The following is a 26,979-nucleotide window of genomic DNA, read 5'->3' as shown; positions in this document are numbered from 1 at the left end:
TACCGAAGTAGAAACACACCCCTCCGCCCCTCTCAAGAGGGGAATCGCGCTTGGCCTGCGCTTCTAACTGCCACTGCCAACCAACCTACTGTTTATCCAGCACATCCTCCGCAGCTTCAGCTACTTTGGGTTCAATGGTATGCCTTTTAGGAAAGTTGAACAGCAATGACGTTAGCACGGGGATAATAAATAAGGCCACAGTAAACACCGAAGTGAAAATATCGGCGCCTTCGCCTTCCATTAGTTTTGAAAATCCGGCTTCAGGGTAAAGATGAACGTATAACGACGAGGCCAGTTTAATACCCAGCACGCCAATCACAATAAAAGCTACTGTTTCCAGGAAAGTGAATTTTTCCATCAGCCTTACAAAAGCCTGGGCCACAAAACGCATAGCCAGGATCCCGATAAACACGCCAATATAAATCAGCATTTTATGATCGGTGAACGCTACCGCCGCAAAAACATTATCAATAGAGAAGGCGAGGTCCATCAGCTCCACTAAAGCGATGGTTGCCCATAAATTACCAATAAGGCCTACGGTTGAGCGGTAAAGCCAGTTTTTGTTTTTATCAACAGTTTCTTCTTCATTGTCGCCGTCGGCCTTTTTCAGTTTACCTTTAAAATAATTGAAGCTCAGGTATATGAGGTAAAGGCCGCCAAGTGGTTTCAGCCACCAAACAGATACCAGCCATGCAGCTAAAAACAAACAAACGCCCCGTAAAACATATGCGCCTATAATACCATAGCGTAATGCTTTTTTACGCTGGTGCGGGGGCAGGTCAAGCACCATGGTGGCCAGTACGGCAGCATTATCAACAGAGAGCAGGCTCTCAATAACAATCAGGTTTAAGACGATCAGTAGGCCGGCCTTAAGGTCGGGGCCAAGCAGGTAATGTAAAAACTCCATAAATTATATAATATCGGTATTAAGCATTGCTTTTAAAATATTGGCCTGCACATCCACATCGCTCAGGTTTTGTAAAAAATTGATGTCGGCTATTTTTTTATAGTTTTCGGCTAATAAGCTTTTTATTTCGGGCGGCATGTATGCTTTCATGGTTACTACATCGCTTTGCAGCTTATCAATTTTATCCTGCAGCTCGTGCATCAGCTTTTCCCTTTTCGATAGATTGTTATTATGCTCGATGCCCGAAAGCTTTGTAACATCGCAAAATAGGAATAAATTATTGGCAGGCGAAAATAAAAAGTGCCTGTCTTCATCCATAAACTTATACACTTCCAGTATCAGGTTACCAGCCTTTAAACCACAGTAAAACTCCGTACGAAACTCACGTTTTAACAACACCCCCATCAGCTTACGCTGAATAACAGCATAATTATTATGATAGGTATCGTTATAGCTATGCTGCACCAGTTCATTATAGAGCTCGGGCGTTATGTTGTAAAAAAAATCGGAACCATAACGCAGGCTAAAGGCATTGATATTTTTAGAGAAAGGATAATCGGTTGAGTTATCTGAAAGTACCTGGTAAAGCTTCCGCAATGAAAGGTTTACTTTCAGCGCCTGCCTTTGCCTGTCAATCTTGAAATCCTGCTCGGTGAGCACATTGTCATCCATCTTATCAATCATCTCCCGGGTAAGCTGGATCTCGTCGAGCACAAGGCTTACATTGTTCTCGTTGTTCTTCTTGATCTTGCGGAGCAGGTCGACCAAACTGGTGGTAAATTGTACATGAAAAAGTTCCAGCTTATTGATATCGATTTCGGGATTGGTTTCAAAAAGTTTATGGATAACCTGGGTACGCAGGTAGATCTTATAAATGAGTTCATCTTCAAAAAACACCGATAGCAGCTGAAGCTTGCTGAGCATCCTGTTTGAGCCATTTAAAATATTTAGCCTGTTTTCATCCATCAACGTACGATATCCCTTATATTAAATGTAAAAATACAAAATTATGAGATTGAATATTGGGGTGTATGTTACGAATAAAAGGGGTGCATATTTGGATTATTGAATTTAAACAACACAATCTAAATTGAACCTAAATTTGCGTTGGATTGAAGCGGATACTGGCCTGGAGCATAATGCCTGCAGGCGTATGAGCGTAAAGCCCGGCCGCAGGCAACGCGCGTAAAAGAGATTGGTGATCGGTGATTAGAGGTTAACTGGTTTGTCTGAACTCGAATTTTTTGAATTAAAGAATTAACAGAATGCTAAGTAAATTCTTAAAATTCGTTTAATTCGAGTTCAGAAATGGCGTTGCCTGCGGCCCGGGCTTTCCGTTACAAGTCCTCGCTTTTCCTTCTCGCAATTCCAACCCGCGCTGTGGACTTTTCACTGCAATCCCTAACGCGCCCCACACACAATCCTCTAATACAATACCTATTACCATCAAAATAAATTATATTTACTTAAAGGTGTAACCTGGTCTGTAAAAGTGTGGTCATAGAGGTTATATAATGCAGAGCAAGCTTTCAGATATCGAACTTATTGAGCAAACCCTGACGGGTAACCAGTTCGCGTACGCTGATTTGGTTAAGCGGCACCAGCGTTTTGTTTTTACACTGGCCATGCGTTTTGCAAAGGGCCGGGAAGATGCTGAAGAGATTGCGCAGGATTGTTTTGTGAAAGCGTACCGCTCGCTGGCTTCGTTCCAGGGGCAGTCGAAATTTAGTACATGGCTGTATAGTATAGTTTATACTACAGCTATGACATTTTTAAGAAAGAAACGGGTGGATACCGATTCGATTGATGATGAAGGTACCTTTGTACAGGTTGAAAGCCATGAATCGGCGTATGATACTAACAATGCAGAAAACAAATCGCGGTCATATTACCTGAACCAGGCAATTGAGCAGTTACTGCCCGATGATGCCACTATCATTACCTTGTTTTATAAGGGGGAGCAATCGTTAGAAGAAATTGCCCAAACAATGGGGATTGAAACAAATACCGTTAAGGTTAAACTATTTAGGGCACGCCAGCGTTTGAAAGAAAAGCTGGAGCGCAATTTAAAACACGAGGTGAAAGAACTGATATGAATACCATCGAAGAAAAACTTTGGAACTATATTGATGGTACCTGCACACCGGCTGAGCAGGAAACCATTGCCCGGCTTATTGAGGAAGACGAACTGTACAAACAAAAGTACACTAAACTGCTGGTGTTGAACCAGGAATTTGCTGATCTGGAACTTGATGAACCATCAATGGCTTTTAACTATAATGTAATGGAGGCTATCAGGGCAGATCAGGCGCTGGCACCTCTGAAATCAACTATAAATAAAAAGATTATACTGGGTATTGCTGCCTTTTTTGTGCTAAGCATATTGGCCCTGCTGGCAATCACCCTTTCAAATGTCCAAATTTCAGGAAATCCGTTCAGTGTTGTAAACATTAAACTACTTGCAGATGTTAAATTGCCCGCAGCTAACAGCATTTTCAACAGCGCCTTCATGAAAAGTTTTTTCGTATTTGATGTAATTTTGGCGCTATTTTTAACTGACAGTTATCTGCGTAGAAAAAAAGCTGCAAAAGAGGCATAAGTGTTCAGTTTTCTATATGCCAAATTATCCATAGTGTCACATTAACACTATTTGCGACTGCCGTTTGTAACAGAAATATCAGTTTTAACCTAAGATTAATGTATCAACAAGGATACATTAAATAAAAATTTAAAAAGTTGCCAACTTTGGCACAGTGATTGTAATAAGATTCACGAACTGGTAAACTTACCGGTTTAATTGTGATAAGGTTTAGGTTGAAAGTCTCCCGACGCAAGGTTGGGAGGCTTTTATTTTTTACAGCCAACCTCTTCCTCAAATCCATAACAAGTTCCATCTAAAAAATCCCCCCGGATAGGAGTTATTTAAAGAAATAACTGAGATGCACCAAGGCTGCGAACTTTGTTCCTGCCGTAAAAGCTATTCCATCAACAGGCGCCTGGTTTTTTAACCGGGTAACTGTTTCAAATTGAGTTTCCTTCCACCGCACATTGAACAGGTTATTTATCGTTAAACCAATTTCATATTTGGGCTGGGTATAATTCCATACCAGGTCATTGATGAAATAGCCCCTGGCAGTCAGGCTATAATCGGCATTTGCAGGGCGGTCACCAAGATACCGGTAGCGTAGGCTTCCGTTCAAACCGTTTTTAAAAATATAAGTTATGCCGCCTGCGCTGCTCCAAACTGGTGCTAAAGGAATATTGTTTGCCCCGGCCGGGTCGTCCGGCGAACGCCCGCATGCGTAATTAATGTCCGCATCAAAGTATAAGGATTTGAGCGGTTGGTAGCGTCCGGACAAGTCAAAACCAATGCGGCGGGTACGGCCACTAAATTCTACCGAACCTCCATCACCAGCATATACATATTCTTTTTCCAGGTAACTGTACCATAAGGCGGCGTTGAATAACAGGGTTTTTGCAGGCTTAAATACTGTGCCCAAATCGGCACCGTATGCTGCGGGCAAAGTTTGCAAACCTCCCCGTGCCACAACCACCCGTGTATCATTGGAATGGAAGCCTTTCCCGGTTAATAAATAAAGCTGGGTTTTGTCATTAACCTGGTAATAAAAATTCAATTTAGGGCTCACTACATTATTATTGGCGGTATAAACACCAATACCGTTAAGCGTGCTGTCAGTAGCCAGTTTGTTATTATACCGGTAATAAAACTGATCAAACCTTAAACCTGCGCTCACGGAAAATTTTGAGCTGAACCGGAACGTTTCATTCAGGTAGGTTCCGGCACTCAATTCGGTAATATCACCTGATTTAATGGGATTGATAACAGTGAAGTTATTCGCCGTATGCGACAATTCCGAACCCCTGGTCATATCCAGCCGGGTATTGATCCCTGCTTCCGTTGTCAGCCTGGTGTTGCCAATATAACCTTCATGAAGATAACTGCCGTTGTAGCCATACAAATTGCGTGATTCCCGTTGACGGATCTCGTCACCATGAACTGTATCTGCAAGATAAAACGTAAAATTAGTATGCAGATCAAATTTATAACGCGAATAATAAAACTGGTTTTTGAGGATATCGTGATTTGGAAGCCCGGTTAAAAGCTGTGCATTCACATTGATGCGCGATGTTGTTCCGCCTTCGTTGGGGTCAAGCGCGCCGTAAAAACCAACGATACCATCGTTCACCGCGCTTTCCGGAATCTGGCCCGATGCTTTCCAGGCGCTGGATAAGGCAGAAGTGCTAACCGTTAGCCAATTATTAGCATTTAACCTCCCATGATATTTGGTGAAAAAGTTGAAGCGTTTAAAGTGTTGCGGATTGTTAAAATAACTATCGCTGTACCGGTATTCTGAAGCGGCATACCAGGACTGGTTATCGGCTTTAGCTTTTTCACCAAGCAGGTTGACCATGCCAAACACCCGGTAAGTATTATATTGCCCGCCTTCTATTTTAACCTGGTTTGAACTGATTGCGTTGGCTGTGTTAAAGTTCACAAACCCGGTAACTGCCAGGTCGCCTTTCTCTGCATTATACATGCCTTTTTGATAGTTGGTACTTTCAATTGTTTCCGGGATGATAAAATGACTGTCGGCATAGCCCTGTCCATGTGCTTGTGATACCATATTGATTGGCATACCGTCAACACTCATATTGATATTGGTACCATGATCATTGTCAAAGCCCCTTAAAAAGATCTGTTCGGCTTTACCGCCTCCCTGATGCTGACCAATAAACAGGCCCGGAACTATACGCAGTACTTCCTGCGAATTGGAAACACCGCGTAATTTTATATCTGTTTCGCTGATGGCTTTATAAGGGTTCGGGTTATTAGCGGTGATCACCACATCGGTCAACAGGGTCTGTTTCGGGCTCAGGCATATCAGGGGCTTAAGGTCGGGTTCGGTAAGTGGAATAACTTTTTTTTGGTAGCCCACGGCGGTAATTGTAAGGGATAGTGCCGCCGGCCCCACGTTCCTGTATGAAAAGTGCCCGGTCTCGCCTGTAATAGCTGTTTGGTTTACCGGGTTTAAAACAACGGTAACGCCGTTAACCGGCACACGGGTGGCACTGTCAATAACCATTCCCGAAATAGTTTTTTGCTGCGCATACAGCCCGTGGCTGCTCAATAGCAGAAGTAGTATATTTAATGCAAATATCTTAAGTTTCATGTTATCAATACCAGGCGCATGTTTCTGCTGATTGAGAATAAATGCCCGGGTGCTTTTTCCCCCAATGTAAACGTAACGGCAAACTTTAATTTAAGACAGCTGGCATAGATGAACGGCCCTTTTTTAATGATGAACAGATCGCCATGTTTCAAATCAGGGCCTTTTCTCCTGCTATTCGTTTCCTGCAGAATTCCCCTTTCAGCTAATTGAATGGGTATTTCATCTATACATTTGGCCCGGTCACCGATTGTTTGTTTCCCTGTAAAAACCGATTGTGTTACTTTACTGTATGTCACGAATTAAAACGATTTCAGTGGCCCTGCATTTGGCCGGCTGGATAACGCTTATGGCCATTCCACTGATCTTTTTGCATAGCGGCAACGGCTTTGGCGATATCATGATCCTTTTGCACAACGCCGACTACTGGCTGTTCGGACTTACTTTTATGATTGTTTTTTACAGCAATACTTTTCTTGTTCAGCGGCTGCTGCTCAATAAAAAATACGTTTCCTATAGCCTTGCTGCATTTGTTTTACTGTTTGGGGTATTTTGTATCCGCCCATTTGACCGGTTGCTCCACATTCATGAAAAAGAAAGTTTTGGCGGCTCTCCGGCCAGATATTCATCCTTCATTCAGCCCGGCAGTGGAAATCATCAATCGGGAAAGCTGCCGGGGCAAGGCCCTGGTTTGCCATCCTATCGGGACAGGCCTTTAAGCAGGTCGCCATTTAAACAGCCGCTGGATATTACCAGTTTCTTCATTTTTTTTACGCTTCTTGCCTTTAGCGGGGCTACTAAGGTCATCCGGAAATGGCTGCTTACCGAGCAAAAGGCTGCCCGGGCAGAAGCAGACAAAGCAACCGCCGAACTCTCTTTTCTGAAAGCACAGATCAACCCGCATTTTCTGTTCAATACCATGAACAATATTTATACGCTTGTTTTAACGAAGGATGATCATGCAGCCGACAGCGTTATGAGGCTTTCAAAAATTATGCGCTATGTTACGGAAGATATAACCGAAAATTTTGCCCCGCTGCAGCGTGAAATTGATTGCATTACCAGTTATATTGAATTGCAGCGTTTACGCACAGGCAGCCTCACCATTGTTGATTTTGAGGTAGATGGCGAGGTTGACGGAAGACAAATAGCCCCCCTGTTGTTAATGACCTTTATTGAAAATATTTTCAAGTATGGCGTTAGCAAACATGAAGGATCAACTATCACAATCAAACTGGCTATCCGCGAAACAACCCTGTTTTTTTATTGTAAGAACCGGATTTTCAGTTCAGGTAACAACGAACATACCGGCATCGGGATAGGGATCAAAAACACGCGCCGCCGTTTAGAGCATTTGTATAACGGCAGGCATATATTAAATATCAGCAATGATAACCAGGAGTATATTGTTCAGTTAACCTTACAAACTTAATCATGAACTTAAAATGTATAGCCATTGATGATGAGCCTTTAGCATTAAAGCTCATTAGTGAATATGTATCGCAGTTTCCGGCCCTGCAGCTTATCAAAACATTTGAAGACGCAATTTCAGCAGCCGAATTCTTAAAAAGCAAGGCGGTCGACCTGGTTTTTTTGGATATCAATATGCCTGATATCACCGGTATTGACCTTGCAAGATCGCTGACAGTAAAGCCCATGATCATTTTCACAACATCCTACCGGAACTATGCTTATGAAGGCTTTGAGCTGGAAGCTGTGGATTTTGTTGAAAAACCAGTAGAACTTGAACGCTTTACCCGGGCAATAGAAAAAGCGCTTATGATTCATCAGTATAAAAACGAGGCGAAAGGCAAACCTAATGATATAGACGAAAGCCTGTACGTACAATCGGAATACCGGGTTATAAAGATCGCGCTGAGCACAATCAGGTATATCGAAAGCATGGAAAATTATATCCGGATCCATTTAACCAATGATAAACCCGTGCTTACACTAATACCTTTAAAAGAAGTATTGAAAAAACTGCCCGCGGCTAAATTTCAGCGGATTCACCGCAGCTATATTGTTCCGGTAAACAAAATAAGATCGATACAAAATCGTAAAGTGCAATTGGCGGGTATCGAGCTGCCTGTAAGCGATGCTTATTATGAAGTTGTTCGCGGTTTGGTTGTTTCATAACAGCTTGTGACAATGATAAAAAGGAGCTGTTGCACATTATACAACAGCTCCTTTTTCTTTGGGTTAAACTGAAAGCTTTGGTCAAACCTCTATTTCAGCAAATAACCTGCAGCGCCTATATCAGCAATTAATCCTGTCGCTTTGGGGTGCCAATTTAAGGTAGCGCGCGTTTTTTCGCTTGATGACGGGCAACCCAATGATGCAAAGTGCAAAAACCAGCCAAAATGCGCCGCCGCTTCATCCCCGGTTTTGCTCAATACAGGCAAATGCAGGCCCCCGCCAATAGCTTCAGCAATTTCCCGGAATGCGATGCCTTCTTCAGCTACGGCATGAAATACGCGAAGTTCCGGTTGCTTTTCTATGATCAGGCGATATAAAACCGCGGCATCTAAACGATGAACTGCGGGCCAGCGATTACTTCCTTCAGCTATATAGACCGATTCTCCTTTTTCCCGGGCCATGTTAATGATCATCGGTACAAAACCATGATCGCCCTTACCATGTACACTTGGCGGCAGGCGCACCGTATAAACCTTTACACCTTTTGCAGCTGCAGCCACAGCGGCTTCTTCTGAAGCTACTCGCGGAATAACATCTGATCCTCCAGGCGGCGCGTCATCTTCGGTAACCAGCCGGCCATAATTCAAAAGCCCTACTCCGGAGGTAATAACTAAAGGTTTGTTTGTTCCGGCCAGTGCATCGCCCAGGGCCTCGATTACCTTGCGATCGGCCTCACAGTTGGCTTTAAACTGCGAAAAATCGTGGTTAAAGGCCGTATGGATAACAGCATCACAGGCAGCGGCCCCTTGCTGAATAAATTCAAGGTCATTGACATCGCCGCGGTATACTTCGGCACCGGTTGACGCCACCTGTTCGGCACCCTTATCTGAACGGACAAGGCCCAGTACCTCATGACCCGTGCCTAAAAGTTCTTTTACTATTGCTGAGCCTACAAATCCGGAGGCTCCGGTTACAAATACACGCATACATTAATGATTTTGTTAATACAAAATTCACTAATAAAAATCCGCTAAAAATGGTCAGCTGACCATAATTTCAATTAGCGCTGAAGCTGTGCGTGACGGATCCGGGTAAGGGTTTTTATGGAGATGCCAAGATAAGCGGCAATCATGCGCAAGGGCAAACGAGCCAGGTAGTCTGGAAAAGTATGGACAAAATCCTCGTACTTTTCTTCGGGCGTTGCGCTTAATGAAATAAGGATCCGCTTTCGGCTGTAATGGATGTTACGGGCAATGAGCCCTTCGGCAAATTTTTTCAGTTGCGGCACCTCCGTCAGCAACATATCAAAATCTTTTTTCTGCCAGCAGAGTATTGTACTGGGTTCTACCGCTCCTATGCTCACTTGTGCGGGTATCTGGCGGTCGTAACTTTCAACATCAAGCGTCCAGCTGTTTTCGGGCGAGAATTGCAGAATATGCTGATTGCCATCGGCAGAAATATTGAAGGTGTACAGTAATCCGTTCAGTACAAAAACTTTATGCCGGCAAATTTCGCCTGCGCTAAAAAAGAGTTCGTTACGACGCAACTTCCTTGCCACTGCCAGATCACTGACCCGTTGGATCGCCTCTTCAGACAGGTTGCTTCTTCGCAGATATGTTTCAAATTCCGGATGCATCATCCAAAAATAATAAACATTTCAATAGTAAACGGGCTATCACGAAAGCATGGAACTCAAATATTAAATACTTTTTCCGGCTTCTTTTTGATATGCGTGTACCAAAAATCGCGTGACCTCACACCCCAGATAAAGCGGTTTACATCGCGTTGTTGTGATATTTCACTGCGCTTGGTTAAGTAATATAGTTTATGGGCATTTTGTTTAAGGAGCCACCATAAACGCAGCGACAAAAAATGGCTGGTATATCCGCTATAAAGATTATACAGCCTTTTTACAAATTCAGGGTTCTTGTTCGACTTAAATTTTAAACAATGAGCTATCCATTTGATATCCTGTTTTAGCTTTTGACCTTTAGTTTCCGTGTTTCTATCCTTTACAGTACTGCTTTCAGCATGACGACGATACTTAACCAGGCACTTTGGTATAAAATCTATAGTACCAATATTTACAGCAACATAACTGAGCCACCAATCGTGATAAAACTCTTTATTAAAAGGAAGGGCGTGCTTCAGTAAATCACGCCTCGCCATAATAGCATGGCCGGAAACACAATTTTGCAGCAGGAAAACTTCCGGGTCGTTGCCTTTATAAAAATTATAAACATCCGACATTTTGTAGTTGTAATTACTCCCGCTATCATTAACCACTTCCGAGTTATAATAAGAAAAGCGTTGGCCGTATTCATCAATAAACTCCGAATCATGATAAATAAGCTGGTTATTGCCTATTGCGTTTACCTGTAATTCAATCTTTTCAGGGTGCCATAAATCATCCTGATCACAAAAAGCGATGAGTTCTCCTTTTGAATAGCCAAAGGCTATTTCAAAGTTTTTTGCGAAACCGACGTTACGGTCATTTTTATAAACATGAAACCGGGGATGCAAAGCTGCATATTGCTGCAGAATATCACATGTGCTATCCGAAGAGCAATCATCAACTGCTATAATTTCAACGTTTTCATAAGTTTGTGTAATCAACGTGTCCAATTGCTGACGCAGGTACTTCTCTCCGTTGTATGTGCACAATACAATAGAAACAAGGGGGGTATCTTTCATAGATAGTAAACTTTTGTTCATTACTTAGTATTAACGTAAACTTTTAACGAATAATTACAATGCAATCATTTTTTAACATATTTAACCCATCGGAGTTAACTTATACGATATATTCCTGAAGAAAACTTCAAGCAATATTGATGCCTTTTTTGCGGCCGTACTTAAATCAGGCATAACCGCAGATAACCAAGCGATTTTGTATTAATCACATAGAGGAGGGGGAGGAAGCCTTTACAATTGTATATATGTTTTTATATCTTTGGGATTTATACCCAATAACATAATTGTGTTACAAACAGCTTTCATTTTCAGTATTATAGTTTCTTGCTTCAAAAACAAGATTTTGCGGTTTAAATAATCGCCAGAAAACAATTAATTCCGGATCATCATGGCATTACTGCCCAACTTTTTAAAAGGCAACCGGAAAATTGACATAAAGGGTAAATTACCTCAGAAAGCATGTAGCGTTAACGAAAATTTTATCGTAATTAAAAAAACACTAATATTTTATTATCCGGTAATATGAAAGGATATCATAACCTGAAATCTGCCGACAAAAATTATATTGAAAAAACTATATCACGCGTTATTAAACAAGCGTAATAAGTATTGGCCTTCCGCTATTACAAATCCATGTTTGCTGATTATGACGATTTGTTTTCGTTTGCGAAGGAACGTAAAGACTTATCAAAAATGAATTTTGCAAGAAGATTTGCCCGGCGGCATAATACCTGATAAGCCCTTGTACAACAAGTTGACCGGTAACTAAACCTTATTCACAAACTAATCTGTATATATCTATGCATGCCTTAAAATATTTTACAAAATCAAAACAGCACTACAAGCTCACTGTTTGCGCCATCATAAAAGACGAAAATACTTACCTTGAAGAATGGATAAATTATTACTTATTAATTGGAGTAGAGCATTTTTATCTTTATGACAACGAGAGTAAAATTTCCGTCAAAGAAACGTTGAAGAAACTGAAGTTAAGCTCCTATGTAACTGTTAGAAAAATAAAAGGGCAGGGCCAACAGATGAATGCCTATAATGACTGTGTTAAAAGGTTTGGTGAATCCACCCAATGGATAGCATTTGTTGATATGGATGAATTTATTGTTCCTAAAGCATATCCATACAATCTGTCCGAATTTCTTGAAGATTATAAAGAATATGGCGGCCTCAACGTTAACTGGCTTATATTTGGTTCAAACGGCCATAAAAAACGAACCAATAAACCACAATTGGAGAGCTTTGTATTACGATCGGAAACAAATTTCCCCAAAAACCGCCATACTAAATGTATCATTCAGCCAAAGTTTGCCGACAAGTGTGATAACCCCCATTATTTTTATTACACGAACGAAAAGTTTGCGGTAAATGAAAACTTTGAGCCGGTGGCAGGTGCATTTTCAGATGTGAATGTAGATAAGATTCAAATAAATCATTATTACTGCCGGTCGGAAGAAGAATATCTGGAAAAAATTAGCCGGGGTGCCGGTGATATGATCAGGTTTAGAAAAATGGCTGATTTTCACGAGCATAATGATGATACAAACATTGTACAGGATACAACGATACTTGAAATAATTAAAGTTAAAACACAGGATAAATTAAAAATGGAACCGGTGGGATAACTTGTATATAATGTTTAAATTATTCTTTAATAATAATTACTGAGAAACATTAGTAAAATCGACTGCCTTTTACGGGCAGTCGATTTAGTTATAGTTATTTAATTTAACAAAATAACTTTTTATATTATTCTTTAATAAAAGCTAAAAGATCTTTGTTGATGGTTGCAGCCTCGGTAGTAGGCATACCATGCGGGAAACCCGGGTAAGAGATCAGTTTACCATTTTTCAGGTGCTTTATAGACTTTAGTGCCGAGTTTGCAAACGGAACGATCTGGTCGTCTTCGCCATGCAAAACAAGTACAGGAATATCCACGCTTTTAAGGTCTTCTGTAAAATCTGTTTCCGAAAAAGCTTTAACACAGTCATAATGTGCTTTTATACCACCCATCATGCCCTGGCGCCACCAGTTGTCCCTGATGCCTTGTGAAACTTTAGCACCTTCGCGGTTATAACCGTAAAACGGAATAGTTAGGTCCTGGTAAAATTGATTTCTTTGAGTTGCCGTACTTTCACGGATCCCGTCAAATACAGCAATCGGAACACCATCGGGGTTACTTTCGCTTTGAACCATAACAGGAGGAACCGCACTGATCAGCACAGCTTTGGCAATGCGGCCTTTTCCATATTTTGCAGCGTAATGAATAACCTCGCCACCACCTGTAGAGTGCCCGATGTGGATTGCATCCTTCAGGTCAAGTGCCTCAACAAGCTCGGCAACATCGGTTGCATAGGTGTCCATTTCATTACCTGTTGCGGTTTGGCTTGAGCGTCCGTGACCGCGGCGGTCGTGCGCTATAACCCGGTATCCTTGTTCAAGGAAGAAGAACATCTGGGCATCCCAGTCATCGGCAGATAGGGGCCAGCCGTGATGAAAAACCAATGGTTGCCCGGTTCCCCAGTCCTTGTAATAAATTTCGGTTCCGTCTTTTACTGTAATTTTACTCATTTTGTTTTTCAATTATGGTGATTAATAAAACGCTGAAGATGCAGGGCAGTTTTTAACAAATGATTATCAGTGTAACACCTTTATGCTTTTCTCAGGATGTTTTTGTTTATCCGAAAGCAAAGCTGATAGGCAGTCCAAAAGTAGTAAATTAAAGAGGGGGCATTCAAAATCGTATCGAAATTTACCTGTATGCGATAAATCAGCTATTTTTTTGACAGAAAGGTTTGAAGATATGCATTGCTGCTATAAAAATCATTTGTAAAAAGCCGTGTTACTGTATTTTGGCCTTTGGATTACCTGTAGTTTGTAATCACAAAAGTAATTACCCGTTGATTTCCAGCTTATATCCCTTGCCGTGTATATTCACCAGTTTAATAGCCGGATCATGCTCCAGTTTTTTGCGTAGTTTTGATATGAACATATCAAGGCTCCGGCCAACAATTACGCCTTCATCTTCCCAAATCTCCTTCTGAAGCCTGCTCCTTTCAATGATCACATTTGGCGACCGGGCGAAGATGAGCAGCAGTTTGTTTTCTTTTAAGGTAAGTTCGGTAACCATTCCGGCACTTTGCAACTGCCGCCTGGCCGGGTTAAATATGATATTACCCATTTTAAAACCATTATCCGGGGCAGGGCTGTTTTCAACTATATTTTTTCGGCCTTTACCCGACATTGAAATTACAAGCCCGATAAATGCCAATAAAGGTATCCCGCCAATTAAATAGCCTTTTTGAGGCATATTCAATCCCTGGCTTTTGAATTTGAGGTTGATCACATAACAGCTTTTAGGCTGTTTCCGCCCCGAGCAGGGCATTATGTTATCTTTTTTATTTTTGAATATAGCATAGCCAAATATCACATCCTTCCCTGTACAATTCAAAACGCTCACAATATAGTCGTTAGCCAGGTTGTCCTTTGCCAGCGCACTGCCGATTGCTTTTTCGAGCGAATCAGGCTGAAAAGAAAATTCATTTTCAAACCGTAACTGGTACTCATTTTCGGCAACCTTTTGTACCGGCATCACCCGCGACGTACTATCACCTGAATATAACAGCACCTCATGTCCAATTCTGCGGAGCAGAATTTCCTGCCGGGCCATATCAAAGTCATCCTTACCGGTAAAGCTGAAAGCCACACATAAAAGGGTCATGAGCAGCAGACAACCAAGCCCCAGCAGGCGTTTGGTTGTCTTATTCATTGGTGATTTGGAGCCGGCCATATTCCTGGAGATTTAATTTACAAAGTTTACAATTTTATTTACAATATCAGCAATAACAAACATATTGAAGCTGAGTAGGTTTGCGCCATAAATCAATTAAGCAATGTTAAAAGAATCCGCAATTATCCTGTTGCTGTCCATGGCCCTGCTCCCGGCCGCGGCACAGCAAACCTACCATTTAGATGTTAAAAAAAGTAAAGTTTTATGGGATACCCGCAAAACCATGGGCGGTCATTACGGCTATCTGCTTTTTAACTCGGGCAACCTGGATTATACAGCCGGCGGCGAACCTAAAAACGGAACCTTTAGCCTGAATATGAACACTATGCGCAGCACCGATCATGCCGATGCAGCCGGGAATAAAAAGGTAGATGAAGAGTTGAAAAAAGAAGGCTTTTTTGCAATAGACCGATACCCGGAAGCAACCATGGTTGTTAAAGAAATTACACGCGTTGGCCAATCAACCAATTTTAAAGTGGCCGGCATCCTTACTATAAAAGGGATCAGTAATTCCATTGAATTTATGGCAGCTATCATCAAAAAGAACGATATTATCAGCGCTAAAGCAAATACAACAATTGACCGTATTAAGTGGAAAATCGATATGCAGCCCAAACGTGAAGCATGGGATTTCTTTTCGGCCATAAAAAACACAGTTATCACCGACGAGATAGCAGTTTCGCTGAATCTTTTATTTACGGCTGATTAACGCACTGTTGCAGGCAGATACAGTTGCATAATCCTATTCATCGCAATATTACCGCTTAGCACAGCATCTTCAGATAGTGAATCACATGGCAGGCGATTGTGGGTAAATATCCCAATACTGGTCTTTTGTATTTGTCTTTTTAGCTAAAACTATCTGTGAGTTAACTGCTCCCTTTTTATCAGATGGAGTAATGTATAAGTCTGTTCCTTTCAGTTTAATCATGAAAGTATCTTTATCTATCGCCTCAAATTCATATTGCTGATTGGCGCTGTTTGCATTAAGCGGTTGTTCCTCTAAAGCTACGTTTACATCAGCATCGCCCTTAGGCTGAAATGTTTTATTGGTAAGCAAATTCTGAAGCTGATAGGTATTCGCTGCAATATGTTTAAAATTCCAGGTCATGCATTTCCAGTTTTCGGGATAGTAAGCAACCAGTGGGGTACCGTTTTCTGAATGTGCGTCTTTAACCCGTAACAGCATCCCGGTTTGCTCATTCTTGATTGCATAATTGCCTTTTATTTCCTGTGCAGAAAGCGTTAAACTAAACAATAGGAAAAGGCTGAACAGACAGATGGTTTTTTTCATGGAAATGAACTGTTTAAACGAATTTAACTTAAACTGCTAAATGGGGGTTATTCATATCGGTTCAGTTTTTAGTCGATATGTATCAAAAATAGCTTTTGAAACTTGACTGCACTTTACCAACGCCCGACTTCAGCCGGGCGCCTTTATGCAGCAGGATGCCCGCGATTGCATACAGGCCAGTGTGCTGTGCAATAGTTACCACTTGCCAGGAGGCGAGCGGCGGCAGTACTTCGGTCTTACTTACCCTTTCATCACATTCACCCTATCCCCTTTCCAGTCGGGAAACAGTATATGATCATTATTTATGGAGAGATGCTTATCAGCTACTGAACTGAACACACTTCTAAAGTCGGTAGTTACCGCAAGGTCGCGGCCATCTTCAAGGTTCTCGACGGCGAGCGGCTTCACATCGCCATAAACTAAACCGCCGCTTACATTATTACCTAAAATAAAATTACATGAGGCCCTGCCATGATCGGTACCACCTGTCCCGTTTTGATGTACGGTACGGCCAAATTCGGTCATGGTCATTACAGTAACATCGTCCTGGTAGGCGCCAAGGTCAGTCCACAGGGCCATCATACTGTTGCTTAGGTCGGCAACATTCCGGGCGAAGATGCCATTTTCGGTTCCCTGGTTAAAGTGGGTATCCCACCCGTTCGATTCGGCAAAGGCAACTTCCAGTCCCACATCCATTTTAATGAGTTGGGCTATTTGTTTCAGCGAATTGCCCAATGCCGAGTTGGGGTAAACAGCGCCATTGGCAGGTGTATAATTTTTAACATCGGTTTTCTGCAGCATTTTCATGGCCTCAAAACTTTCCTTTCCGGTTTGTTTCAATAAACCCGATGCGGTTTGATCATACAAGTCTTCAAAACTTTTTGCTGCCATATTAGCTCCGGCAGGATTGCCCCGCATTTGAATGGCAAAATCCTGCAAATTGCTGATGGCTACCGAGGGATTATCGCCATAAAAAGAACGCGGCATGGCCGATGTCATGCTCACCGCTGTAAAAGGAGTAAGTGCATCATGGCCAAGCAAACCCACGGCGCGGTTAAGCCAGCCGCTTGAGGTGCCTTTATTGAATGGAGTGCCCGATTCCATATAGTCCTGTGCATCAAAATGCGAACGGGTATTATTGGGTGAGCCTATGCCATGAACAACGCCCAAACGCTTTTCGCGGAACATGGGTTCAAATGCCTTCATGGCAGGGTGCAAACCAAAGCGCCCGTCCAGGTCTATCAACGGGTTGCCCGCACCATTTTTGGCTGCCGACATGAACAGGTTTGGCCGGGCTGCTTTCAAATAATCATCTGTAAATGGGGTAACAGCCATCAGGCCATCCATAGCGCCCCGCTGAAAGATACATACCAGCGTTTTTTTCTTTTTATAGGGTGATAAGATCTTTTCGCTCGCAGCTGCCTCGGCTAAAAAACCGGGTATCCCGCCCAGCAATCCTACGCCTAAAAGGGCCAGTCCGCCCGATTTTAAAAATCCTCTTCTTGATACCATTTATTTATCCTCCTGCAATTAACGCCTCTGATATTCGGGCGAGCCAATGATAACCCCAACCACCTGCGCCAGCATAGAGTTGTTACCCGTGTTAGTTTGCATCGCTATAAAATTATTTTTTCGTTTACCTTTTAAGCCCGCCTGCTGATCCATCATCTCATCGTTGGCAGCCGCCGGCACCGCGGTTGCGGCAGGAGTTTTGGCGCTGGCTTTGTCAACCTTTTCCATAAGTTTGGGATCGTTAAGCATCGGGGTAAGCCGCTTGATGGTTTCATCAAGCTTACGGCCCGGCATAATGATCTTACTATAGGTCATGAGCGCGGCTTGTGCGCTTTCGGGCTCGTGATGGTTATTGAGTGCTGTAAGACCAACCTTTACCCCGGGGATCCGGCCCGATGCCAGCGCCAAACCAAAGTTCATACGGTTAAGCAATGCTCCGGTATTGATCCAGTATTGGCCTTTATCGGGGAAGCCGGTCGGGGCCTGGTAATAGTACATCTTTTCGCCCATTTTATTGATCCAGTTAAATAACTGGTAAGGCTGGGTAATATCGGCATGTAAGGAACGTACCGAGCCTATGGCCAGCTCAAAAGGCGATTTTGTTTTTTCCCTTACGGCTGCCGCGCTCCAAAATTCAGGCGCATTAACCATGGTGATCAATACCTGTTTAATATCACCATCCTTATTCATAAAAGTACGGGCCATTTTATCAATAAGGCTTTGCGGCGGGCTATCGCTCACAAATCGCACAGCTATTTTCTTTGATATAAATTTCGCCGTAGCTTGTTGATGTCCCAGCATATTAAGCAGTTGCACACCCTCATCGTACCCGCCTCCGGCTGCAAAATGATGGCCTAATACCGTCTTTTCGCCATTATCATGCTTGTTGGGGTTAAACAGAAAATCGCTATCATGTACAAAACCGCGGCTTTGCAGTTTTTCATCTCCAATGCGGGTCATCAGTTTTTGCCCGGCTTGTCCGTAAGTACCCATTGGGTAAACCGACCAGCCGGTAAGCACTTTGGCAGCCTGGGTAACATCCTGCTGGGTATAGCCGCCATCAACGCCAAGGGTATGCAGTTCCATTACCTCGCGGGCATAATTTTCATTAAGCCCCTGTGCTTTTTTTGCTTTGTTTAGTTTGGGCATATTGGTAAACCGACCTGTATCGGCACTTTGCATTTGCTGTATCAACCGGCGACGGATTGGCACATTGCCTTGCTCCATATTGTCCTTATTCCCCGAGCTGCTGAAATTATCCAAATAATATAGCATAGCCGGCGATTTGGCAGTAGCTAATAACAGATCATTAAATTTGCCAAGGGCATTCGGGCGGATCACATCGCGCTCATAAGCGGGAATAAACTGGGAGCAGTCGTTTTTTACTATAGATACATTGAAATGATTGAACCAAAAGCTGGTCATTACTTCCTGTAATTGATTATTGCTGTAAGCAGCTCTTAATATTTTTTGGTTGATGAATTGGCGTAACAGCTCCTGCTCGGGTTTTAGTCCGTTTTGCTGCATGTAGTTTTGCAACTGATCGCGATAAGCCTTGCGATCTGTTTTTACCGAATCTTTGTTGACTACACCATCCCTGACAGCCATTCGCAAAACCTGCGCGCCTTTGGGGTATTGGGCAACAACTTCTGTATTACTCAGTTTTAAGGCATCGTATTTATTTAAGAGTTGATTAAGGGAATCATCCGGGAGTTGGGCATCCAATTGTTGGGCAAACCACTTTTCAAGGCCTATTTTGGCTACTTCTTCTACTTCGCCCGGGGTTGCCCCATAAGTAAAACGGCTCAATAAATGAGCCGCAGCCTGTTCGGCTGTTAAACCCGCCTGTTTATAGGGAAATTTTAAACTTGCAGTAGGATAGCCCGGCAAAAAGGCAGTAAATACGGTAAACAAACACAACAACACAACAAAGCCACACCAGTACTTAACAGCCTTTTTCATAGTATCCGGGTTATTAAATTAAAAATTTAACTTTTGCATTAGTATGACCATAAAAAAGCCCTTTGGTTTAATTTAATTGTAAAACAAACTTAAATGTATGGCCATTTAAACTAAAACTGATCTATATTGTCAATAAATTAATTATCTGCAAAAAATAAAAAAACATGAAAAAACTACTGATGCTACTGGCCCTTGCCGGCGGACTAAACTTCGCAGCCAACGCACAAAAAAAGGTTGAAAAAACGCCTGCTCAAAAAGCGGCCAACAAAACCGAGCACCTGCAAAAAAACTTAAAACTTACTGCCGACCAGGCTAAAAAAGTGAACGTTATCCTGCTTACCCAGGCAACAAGTATCGATAGCCTGAAAAAACTGAAACAAGATAAAAAAACAAGTCACCTGGCCGATCAAAAGATCAAACAACGCACTGCTACCGGCTTAAACAAGATTTTCACCCCCGAACAACAAAAAGCCTATGCAAAATTAAAGGCTGATAAAAAAGCTAAGAAAGACGCGGCTAAAACAGGCGATAGCGCTGATGAATAAAGGGAACCAAAATTTTCAGGATTAGATTATAAGTTTAAGAGCGGGATATTCCCGCTTTTTTGTTTTGTGGGCTTTTCTGCTTATCTTAAATAATCCTAATTTTAAGATAATTCAGTGATTATAATATGGCTTCAAATCTATTGGCTAAAAACAAACATACCATACTGTACGCGGTAGCGCTTGCATTGCTGTTGTTTTTGTTGAAATGGCTTGAGCTTAAACTGATCATTATTGATAATGCCTATGAAGCTTACATGGGTGCTATAGCAGTATTTTTCACCGTACTGGGAATTTGGCTTGCACTTAAACTTACCAAACCCAAAACAGTAGTTGTTGAAAAACAGGTTTACATTAACAATGGCCCCGAATTTACCATTAATCAAACCGAACTTGATAAGCTCGGCCTTAGTAAACGTGAGCTGGAAGTTTTGCAACTGATGGCCGAAGGGCTAAGTAACCAGGAAATTTCTGAGCGGTTGTTTGTATCGTTGAATACCATCAAAACGCATTCGGCAAAGGTGTTTGAAAAAATGGAAGTTAAGCGCCGTACCCAGGCTGTCGAAATGGCCAAACGGTTGTGTATCATTCCCTGAGCATGCTCATACTTTAGGGTTAAATTGACTTGTGTTTACAAAATCACCCTAAAGTATGACCTTCAAAATATACCGAACTATCAAATTTGTGCTATCAAAACATAAAACGATATGAAAAAGAATGTACTTGTTTTTGGATCAATCTCCGGTTTGATCATAGCGGCAACGATGAGCATTTCGGGTGCCCTGTGTTACAACAACCCCAATTTTCAGGGCAGCATGTGGGTTGGCTACGGTTCTATGCTGCTGGCTTTCTCATTAATATTCGTAGCCATCAAAAACTATCGCGATAAATACAATGGTGGCGTCATCAGCTTTGGTAAAGCTTTTAAGATAGGTTTTTACATTGTGTTGATCACATCAACTGTTTATGTACTTGTATGGCTCATTGAATTCTATAACTTCTATCCCGATTTTATGACCAAATATGTAGCTCATGTTTTAAGGGATGCCAAAGCCCATGGCGCAACAGACGCGGAACTTAAACAGCAAACCGCAAGTATGGCTACTTATGTAAACATGTATAAAAATCCTTTGGGTGTTATCATACTTACTTATATGGAAGTACTGCCTGTTGGCCTGGTGATTGCTCTGATAGCGGCATTGATATTAAAACGTAAGAATGCCAGCCCGCAATTGGCTACAAGTTAAAAAACACATCGGTATAACTTTATGCCATTGCGTGCAGTGTGGCAATCGCACGGAAGCATAGCCGCCCCTGTATAGTATGCGATTGCTTCACTGCAATGACATGATTGTAAGTTGTTGATTATTAAATATATTTTCGATCTGTTTTATAGGTTTGGGCGTTCCCGTTAGCCAACGGGCCGGGCTTTTCCGTTACAAGTCCTCGCCTTGCCTTCCCACAATCCCAACCCACGCTGTGGGCTTTCACTGCAATCCCTAACGCAGCCATCGCACAACATCCTTAAAATAAATTTCTTAAGTCATAATTATTTTTTTCAGGTTGCCTTGATGCTTACTCACAATGCCATACCGGATAAACTATTTATTCCTAAATTGGCTCAATGATATTTGATTTCAGGCTGAAGGTTTTTTATACAGTAGCACAGCGGTTAAGCTTTACCAAAGCTGCGTCCGAGTTATTTATCACCCAGCCCGCGGTCACCAAACATATCAAGGAACTGGAGCAGCAGCTCAGCGTACAATTGTTTAAACGAAACGGCAATAATATTTCCCTTACCACTGCCGGCAAGATCCTTGAAAAATATGCCGAAAAGATTTTCCAAACCTATACCGACCTGGAAACCGAACTGGCCCAGCTTAATAACCTGGAAGCCGGTACGTTGCACATAGGGGCCAGTACCACCGTGGCGCAAACTATTTTGCCCAAGCTGCTGGCTCTGTTCAAAAAAACATATCCAAAGGTTACTTTCAACTTTATCCAGGCCAATACAGATCAGATCTCGCAGCTGGTATTGGCCGAAAAAATAGATATTGCCATTGTAGAAGGGGCTGCCCATTCGCCGCAATTATCCTATACCGATTTTGTTAAGGATGAAATTGTACTGGTGACCAGTGCTAACAATAAGTTATCCAAAAAGGCCGAGATCACACCTAAACAATTACCCGCAATTCCGCTGGTTTTAAGGGAAGCCGGATCGGGCACCCTGGATGTTATCTTCAATGCCCTGGCTGCGGTGCAGATCAACCCTAAAGATCTGAATATCGAGATTCAACTGGAAAGCAGTATCGCCATAAAACAATATCTTTTATACTCAGAAACAGCAACTTTTCTTTCTATCCAATCGGTAGTGAGTGAACTAAAATACAACGAGCTCACTATTATTGATGTTAAAGGATTAGAGATTTTCCGCACTTTTCAGTTCATTCAACTGCATGGAAAACACAGCAAGCTGATAGAATTATTTAAGCGTTTTTGCCTCGCCAGTTATAACTTAAAGTAATCGCATATTACTTTATATCATTTGATTGTCAGTTGGTTTAGCGGCAAATTTGATTGCTGAAACAAAGGCGATCATATATGGAAAAAATTACTACCGATATCTGCATTATAGGCGCGGGGCCTGTTGGTTTATTTGCTGTTTTTGAAGCCGGGCTGCTCAAAATGCGCTGCCACCTTATTGATGTGCTGCCACAGGTTGGCGGCCAGCTTTCTGAAATCTATCCGCATAAACCTATTTATGATATTCCCGGCTATCCCGATGTTACCGCACAGCAACTGGTGGATAACTTGATGCTGCAGATAGCCCCGTTTCATCCCACCTTTAGTTTGGGCGAGCGGGTGGAAAACCTGCAACGCAATGAAGACGGATCCTACAACATCAGCACGAATGATGGTACGATTGTGCATTGCCAGGTGGTGGTAATTGCCGGTGGCCTTGGCTGCTTTGAACCCCGTAAACCGGAAATTGACCGCCTTACGGATTTTGAGGGAAAAGGTGTAGCCTATATGGTGAAGAACCCCGAACATTTCCGTAATAAAAAAGTGGTGCTTGCAGGTGGCGGCGATTCTGCACTTGACTGGGCTGTCTTCCTGAGCAATGTAGCCGAACGGGTTACACTGATCCATAGGGGGGATACTTTCCGTGGAGCACCCGATAGTGCCGAAAAAGTATTTGAACTGGCCAGGGAAGGTAAGATCGACCTGATCCTTAAATCAAACGTAGTTGCTTTAACCGGCGATGATCGTTTGCAGGAGATCACCCTGCTTGATCGCGACCAGCAGGTGAGCCATATTGAAGCCGATCACCTCATTCCTTTATTTGGCCTTAGCCCCAAACTCGGCCCTATTGCCGACTGGGGTTTGAATATCGACAGATCGGCCATTGCAGTAAATACCGTTGATTACAGCACTAATATTGAACGTATTTACGCCATTGGCGATATCAATATCTACCCCGGTAAGCTTAAGCTGATCTTATGCGGTTTTCATGAGAGTGCTTTAATGGCCCAAAGTGCCTTCAAATATGTTTACCCCGAGCAAAAACTGAGTTTTAAATACACTACCGTTTACGGTGTTAGCGCTTTTTAGCCATGATAAATTTAACCATAATTGACCGCGACGGAGGCAGCAGGCCCGTTGAAATTCCGGAAGGCATAAACCTGAGCCTGATGGAAGTGTTAAAGGCATCTGAATATGATATACTGGCCACCTGCGGCGGCATGGCGCTTTGTGCCACCTGTCACGTACAGGTGATAGAAGGGCCCGAAGAGTATTTTACTGCTACGGATACCGAACTCGACGTACTGGATACGCTACCCTACGCCCCGCCTGCAAGTCGACTGGCCTGCCAGATCAGGATCTCTGAAGATATGGATGGGATGGTATTTAAGCTGGTGGGAGAGGAGTAAGTCGGAAGCCTTAGTTCTAAGCCTTAAGCCGGATCAAAAAAAATTTGCGTGCTTATTCCCAAACACGCAAGAGCGTTTTTATTACCTTATTTTATCACGTCGCTTATCAGCTTCTGAACAAAACATAAAACGGCCCGGGCAAGCCGGGCCGTTTACGATATCCAAAACAAATGATCAATTAATGATTTTGTTCGTGTACTTCTTCTTCCCTGAACAGTTTCGCGCTGAAATAGTCGTTGTTCATGCGGGCAATGTTGGTCAGTTTAATTTCCTTAGGGCATTCAGCTTCGCAGGCACCAGTGTTGGTACAGCTACCAAAGCCTTCTTCATCCATCTGGGCAACCATTGATTGCACGCGACGGTAGCGCTCTGGCTGGCCTTGCGGCAATAACCCTAATTGGGTGATCTTAGCCGATACGAACAGCATGGCCGAAGCGTTTTTACAAGCTGCAACGCAGGCACCGCAACCAATACAGGTAGCCGAGTTGAAAGCCTCATCAGCAATAACCTTAGGGATTGGGATAGCGTTACCATCAGGTACGCCACCGGTATTTACCGAAACATAGCCACCAGCTTGCTGGATCCTGTCAAATGCAGAGCGGTCAACCGCTAAGTCTTTTACAATCGGGAATGCTTCTGCGCGCCATGGTTCAATGGTGATGGTTTCACCATCGTGGAAGGTACGCATGTGCAGCTGGCAGGTAGTGATACCGCGTTTCGGGCCGTGCGGGTGACCGTTGATATATAATGAACACATACCGCAGATCCCTTCGCGGCAGTCGTGGTCGAAGTTAATTGGCTCATCACCTTTGTGGGTAAGGCTTTCGTTAACCACGTCGAGCATTTCAAGGAACGACATGTCAGGCGAAATGTTCTCAGCTTTGTAGCTTACAAATTTACCCGCGGTTTGAGCATTTTTTTGACGCCATACTTTAAGCGTCAGGTTCATATTTCCGTTACTCATCTTTTACTTAGATTTGAGATATCGTTATTTCAGTTGATTAAGTGAGTGGTTGATTGGGTGAGTAGTTTTAACTTAATCAACTACTCACTTAATCAACCATTCACTATGCATAATTACGTTGAGACAGGTGTACTGCTTCAAATGTTAGTTGCTCTTTATGTAACTCTTCCGGCTGATTTTCGCCTTTAAACTCCCAGGCGGCTACAAACGCGAAGTTTTCGTCATCACGCAATGCTTCACCATCTGGTGTTTGCGATTCAACCCTGAAGTGGCCACCGCATGATTCTTTACGCATTAAAGCGTCGTCGATCATCAGTTCGCCAAGCTCGATGAAATCGGCCACACGACCAGCCCTTTCTAACGAAGCATTTACTTCTTCGTTTTCGCCGGTTACGATGGCGTTTTTCCAGAAATCAGCTTTCAATGCCTGGATCAGGCCTTTTGCTTTTCTCAGGCCTTCATCGGTACGGGCCATACCGCAATATTCCCACATGATGTGACCGAGGTCGCGGTGGTATTCATTAACGGTTTTTGTGCCCTTTAATGCAAGCAATTTATTTACATGGGCAATTACATCCTGTTTGGTTTGCTCAAAAGCAGGGTGGCTGGTATCAACCTTTTTAGGACCGGTTTTAGCCAAATAATCACCAAGGGTATAAGGGATTACGAAATAACCGTCTGATAAACCCTGCATCAATGCTGATGCACCAAGACGGTTGGCACCGTGATCGGAGAAGTTACATTCGCCTAAAGCATATAAACCAGGAATGGTAGTGCTCAGGTTATAATCAACCCAAAGGCCGCCCATGGTATAGTGGACCGCCGGGTAAATACGCATTGGTTGTTTATACGGGTTTTCGTCGGTGATCTGGATATACATATCAAACAGGTTACCGTATTTGGCTTTAACAGTTTCTTCGCCTAAACGTTTAATGGCATCAGCAAAGTCAAGGAATACCGCGAAGCCCGAACCACCCACACCTCTGCCTTCTTCAACCATTTCCTTGGCGTTACGTGAAGCAACGTCGCGCGGAACAAGGTTACCGAAAGCAGGATATTTACGTTCCAGGAAGTAATCGCGGTCATCTTCTTTAACCTGGTCAGCTTTCAAAGTACCTTTGCGTAATTGCTCGGCAATTTCAACAGTTTTAGGTGCCCATACCCTACCGTCGTTACGCAGCGATTCAGACATCAGCGTTAACTTAGACTGGTGATCGCCGGATACCGGGATACAGGTCGGGTGAATTTGAGTATAGCAAGGGTTACCGAAGAAAGCACCGCGTTTGTGTGCCCTCCAGGCTGCCGTTACGTTTGAGCCGATGGCGTTTGTTGACAGATAGAACACGTTGCTGTAACCACCGGTGCACAATAATACCGCGTGGCCTGCATGGGTATCAATAGCACCGGTAAGCATGTTACGGGTAACAATACCTTTGGCATGGCCATCGATAGTTACCACGTCAAGCATTTCGTGGCGGGTATAAACTTTAACTTTACCGGCATGGATCTGGCGGTTAAGGGCAGAGTATGCACCTAATAACAGCTGCTGCCCTGTTTGGCCCCTCGCGTAAAATGTACGCGATACCTGCGAACCACCGAATGAACGGTTATCCAGCAAGCCGCCATATTCGCGGGCAAAAGGCACGCCCTGTGCAACGCACTGGTCAATGATGTTTACCGAAACTTCGGCCAGGCGGTGAACGTTGGCTTCACGGGCGCGGTAGTCACCACCTTTAATCGTATCGTAAAATAAACGGAAAACACTGTCACCGTCGTTCTGGTAATTTTTAGCAGCATTGATACCACCCTGTGCGGCGATAGAGTGCGCACGGCGGGGGCTGTCCTGGAAACAAAATGCCTTAACATTGTAACCCAGTTCGGCCAGTGTTGCAGCCGCCGAAGCACCGGCCAAACCTGTACCTACGATGATGATATCGTATTTACGCTTGTTGGCGGGGTTAACCAGCTTCAGATCAAATTTATGCTTGCTCCATTTTTCGGCTAATGGGCCTTGAGGAATTTTAGCATCTAATGTCATCTCT

Annotated in this window: 26 protein-coding genes; 12 read left to right on the top strand and 14 right to left on the bottom strand. The window is 43.1% G+C overall.

The genetic code is table 11. From position 1 onward, the window contains the following. Positions 1-85 precede the first annotated feature (85 nt). Together SNE26_RS26465 and SNE26_RS26460 are read right to left on the bottom strand one after the other, a co-directional pair. A complete protein-coding gene (locus SNE26_RS26465; RefSeq protein ID WP_321556846.1) occupies positions 86-907 on the bottom strand; it encodes a TerC family protein in 822 nt (273 codons plus the stop codon). Between the two features lie 3 nt (positions 908-910). Then, positions 911-1,873 (bottom strand): hypothetical protein, encoded by a 963-nt coding sequence (locus SNE26_RS26460; RefSeq protein WP_321556845.1) that lies wholly within the window; start codon positions 1,871-1,873, stop codon positions 911-913. A 548-nt stretch (positions 1,874-2,421) separates the two neighbouring features. On the opposite strand from SNE26_RS26460, the gene SNE26_RS26455 reads away from it, so the two are divergent. Together SNE26_RS26455 and SNE26_RS26450 are read left to right on the top strand one after the other, a co-directional pair. Beyond that, on the top strand, positions 2,422-3,003 hold the full coding sequence (locus tag SNE26_RS26455; protein WP_321556844.1) for a sigma-70 family RNA polymerase sigma factor: 582 nt from the start codon (positions 2,422-2,424) through the stop codon (positions 3,001-3,003). Further along, positions 3,000-3,506 carry a hypothetical protein gene (locus SNE26_RS26450; RefSeq protein ID WP_321556843.1) on the top strand — a complete coding sequence of 169 codons (507 nt, stop codon included), beginning with the start codon at positions 3,000-3,002 and terminating at the stop codon, positions 3,504-3,506. Before SNE26_RS26455 ends, SNE26_RS26450 begins: the two co-directional genes overlap by 4 nt. Positions 3,507-3,825: 319 nt before the next feature. Here SNE26_RS26450 and SNE26_RS26445 read toward each other — a convergent pair whose 3' ends face one another. Both SNE26_RS26445 and SNE26_RS26440 read right to left on the bottom strand, forming a co-directional pair. Then, entirely contained in the window at positions 3,826-6,099 is a 2,274-nt protein-coding gene (locus SNE26_RS26445) for a TonB-dependent receptor domain-containing protein (RefSeq protein ID WP_321556842.1), read from the bottom strand. Then, the gene (locus SNE26_RS26440) at positions 6,096-6,395 is read right to left on the bottom strand and encodes a hypothetical protein (protein ID WP_321556841.1); all 300 of its coding nucleotides are present in this window, start codon (positions 6,393-6,395) and stop codon (positions 6,096-6,098) included. The genes SNE26_RS26445 and SNE26_RS26440 overlap by 4 nt, the downstream gene beginning before the upstream one ends. Here SNE26_RS26440 and SNE26_RS26435 point away from each other — a divergent pair. Next, positions 6,389-7,528: a sensor histidine kinase gene (locus tag SNE26_RS26435; RefSeq protein ID WP_321556840.1), complete on the top strand. Its 1,140-nt coding sequence runs from the start codon at positions 6,389-6,391 to the stop codon at positions 7,526-7,528. The genes SNE26_RS26440 and SNE26_RS26435 overlap by 7 nt on opposite strands. A 2-nt stretch (positions 7,529-7,530) precedes the next feature. After that, entirely contained in the window at positions 7,531-8,235 is a 705-nt protein-coding gene (locus SNE26_RS26430; protein ID WP_321556839.1) for a LytTR family DNA-binding domain-containing protein, read from the top strand. A gap of 89 nt (positions 8,236-8,324) precedes the next feature. Here the strand turns inward: SNE26_RS26430 and SNE26_RS26425 are convergent, their stop codons facing one another. The 3 genes from SNE26_RS26425 to SNE26_RS26415 form a co-directional block, all read right to left on the bottom strand. Beyond that, the gene (locus SNE26_RS26425; protein WP_321556838.1) at positions 8,325-9,221 is read right to left on the bottom strand and encodes an SDR family oxidoreductase; all 897 of its coding nucleotides are present in this window, start codon (positions 9,219-9,221) and stop codon (positions 8,325-8,327) included. A 74-nt stretch (positions 9,222-9,295) separates the two neighbouring features. Beyond that, positions 9,296-9,793 (bottom strand): Crp/Fnr family transcriptional regulator, encoded by a 498-nt coding sequence (locus SNE26_RS26420; protein WP_321556837.1) that lies wholly within the window; start codon positions 9,791-9,793, stop codon positions 9,296-9,298. A 134-nt stretch (positions 9,794-9,927) separates the two neighbouring features. After that, a complete protein-coding gene (locus tag SNE26_RS26415; RefSeq protein WP_321556836.1) occupies positions 9,928-10,929 on the bottom strand; it encodes a glycosyltransferase family 2 protein in 1,002 nt (333 codons plus the stop codon). A gap of 800 nt (positions 10,930-11,729) precedes the next feature. On the opposite strand from SNE26_RS26415, the gene SNE26_RS26410 reads away from it, so the two are divergent. Then, a complete protein-coding gene (locus tag SNE26_RS26410; protein ID WP_321556835.1) occupies positions 11,730-12,566 on the top strand; it encodes a glycosyltransferase family 92 protein in 837 nt (278 codons plus the stop codon). Between the two features lie 124 nt (positions 12,567-12,690). Here the strand turns inward: SNE26_RS26410 and SNE26_RS26405 are convergent, their stop codons facing one another. Then, the gene (locus tag SNE26_RS26405; protein ID WP_321556834.1) at positions 12,691-13,512 is read right to left on the bottom strand and encodes an alpha/beta hydrolase; all 822 of its coding nucleotides are present in this window, start codon (positions 13,510-13,512) and stop codon (positions 12,691-12,693) included. A 322-nt stretch (positions 13,513-13,834) separates the two neighbouring features. Continuing rightward, positions 13,835-14,710 (bottom strand): winged helix-turn-helix domain-containing protein, encoded by an 876-nt coding sequence (locus tag SNE26_RS26400; protein WP_321556833.1) that lies wholly within the window; start codon positions 14,708-14,710, stop codon positions 13,835-13,837. Between the two features lie 124 nt (positions 14,711-14,834). Between SNE26_RS26400 and SNE26_RS26395 the strand changes: the two genes are divergently transcribed. Next, positions 14,835-15,440 (top strand): YceI family protein, encoded by a 606-nt coding sequence (locus tag SNE26_RS26395; protein WP_321556832.1) that lies wholly within the window; start codon positions 14,835-14,837, stop codon positions 15,438-15,440. A gap of 81 nt (positions 15,441-15,521) precedes the next feature. Here the strand turns inward: SNE26_RS26395 and SNE26_RS26390 are convergent, their stop codons facing one another. The 3 genes from SNE26_RS26390 to SNE26_RS26380 form a co-directional block, all read right to left on the bottom strand. Next, entirely contained in the window at positions 15,522-16,025 is a 504-nt protein-coding gene (locus SNE26_RS26390) for an RICIN domain-containing protein (RefSeq protein WP_321556831.1), read from the bottom strand. A 240-nt stretch (positions 16,026-16,265) separates the two neighbouring features. Continuing rightward, the gene (locus SNE26_RS26385; RefSeq protein ID WP_321556830.1) at positions 16,266-17,537 is read right to left on the bottom strand and encodes a DUF1501 domain-containing protein; all 1,272 of its coding nucleotides are present in this window, start codon (positions 17,535-17,537) and stop codon (positions 16,266-16,268) included. Between the two features lie 18 nt (positions 17,538-17,555). Beyond that, on the bottom strand, positions 17,556-19,499 hold the full coding sequence (locus SNE26_RS26380) for a DUF1800 domain-containing protein (RefSeq protein ID WP_321556829.1): 1,944 nt from the start codon (positions 19,497-19,499) through the stop codon (positions 17,556-17,558). 164 nt (positions 19,500-19,663) lie between these two features. On the opposite strand from SNE26_RS26380, the gene SNE26_RS26375 reads away from it, so the two are divergent. The 6 genes from SNE26_RS26375 to SNE26_RS26350 all read left to right on the top strand — a co-directional run bounded on the left by SNE26_RS26375 (position 19,664) and on the right by SNE26_RS26350 (position 23,973). Continuing rightward, positions 19,664-20,044: a hypothetical protein gene (locus SNE26_RS26375; RefSeq protein ID WP_321556828.1), complete on the top strand. Its 381-nt coding sequence runs from the start codon at positions 19,664-19,666 to the stop codon at positions 20,042-20,044. Positions 20,045-20,169: 125 nt separating this feature from the next. Beyond that, entirely contained in the window at positions 20,170-20,637 is a 468-nt protein-coding gene (locus SNE26_RS26370) for a LuxR C-terminal-related transcriptional regulator (RefSeq protein ID WP_321556827.1), read from the top strand. Between the two features lie 111 nt (positions 20,638-20,748). Further along, positions 20,749-21,288 carry a DUF4199 domain-containing protein gene (locus tag SNE26_RS26365; RefSeq protein WP_321556826.1) on the top strand — a complete coding sequence of 180 codons (540 nt, stop codon included), beginning with the start codon at positions 20,749-20,751 and terminating at the stop codon, positions 21,286-21,288. Between the two features lie 377 nt (positions 21,289-21,665). Then, entirely contained in the window at positions 21,666-22,565 is a 900-nt protein-coding gene (locus SNE26_RS26360; protein WP_321556825.1) for a LysR substrate-binding domain-containing protein, read from the top strand. A gap of 77 nt (positions 22,566-22,642) precedes the next feature. Then, positions 22,643-23,653 carry an NAD(P)/FAD-dependent oxidoreductase gene (locus SNE26_RS26355; RefSeq protein WP_321556824.1) on the top strand — a complete coding sequence of 337 codons (1,011 nt, stop codon included), beginning with the start codon at positions 22,643-22,645 and terminating at the stop codon, positions 23,651-23,653. A gap of 2 nt (positions 23,654-23,655) precedes the next feature. After that, entirely contained in the window at positions 23,656-23,973 is a 318-nt protein-coding gene (locus tag SNE26_RS26350) for a 2Fe-2S iron-sulfur cluster-binding protein (protein ID WP_274986207.1), read from the top strand. Positions 23,974-24,151: 178 nt separating this feature from the next. Here SNE26_RS26350 and SNE26_RS26345 read toward each other — a convergent pair whose 3' ends face one another. Both SNE26_RS26345 and SNE26_RS26340 read right to left on the bottom strand, forming a co-directional pair. Then, positions 24,152-24,937, bottom strand: coding sequence for a succinate dehydrogenase/fumarate reductase iron-sulfur subunit (locus SNE26_RS26345; protein ID WP_091210105.1), 786 nt, complete (start codon positions 24,935-24,937; stop codon positions 24,152-24,154). Between the two features lie 103 nt (positions 24,938-25,040). Next, positions 25,041-26,975: a fumarate reductase/succinate dehydrogenase flavoprotein subunit gene (locus SNE26_RS26340; protein WP_321556823.1), complete on the bottom strand. Its 1,935-nt coding sequence runs from the start codon at positions 26,973-26,975 to the stop codon at positions 25,041-25,043. Positions 26,976-26,979 lie beyond the last annotated feature (4 nt).

The sequence above is a fragment of the Mucilaginibacter sp. cycad4 genome (genome assembly GCF_034263275.1).
Classification (GTDB): Bacteria; Bacteroidota; Bacteroidia; order Sphingobacteriales; family Sphingobacteriaceae; genus Mucilaginibacter.
The sequence above is the reverse complement of the archived record's forward strand: the minus strand, read 5'-3'. Positions and strand labels throughout refer to the sequence as shown.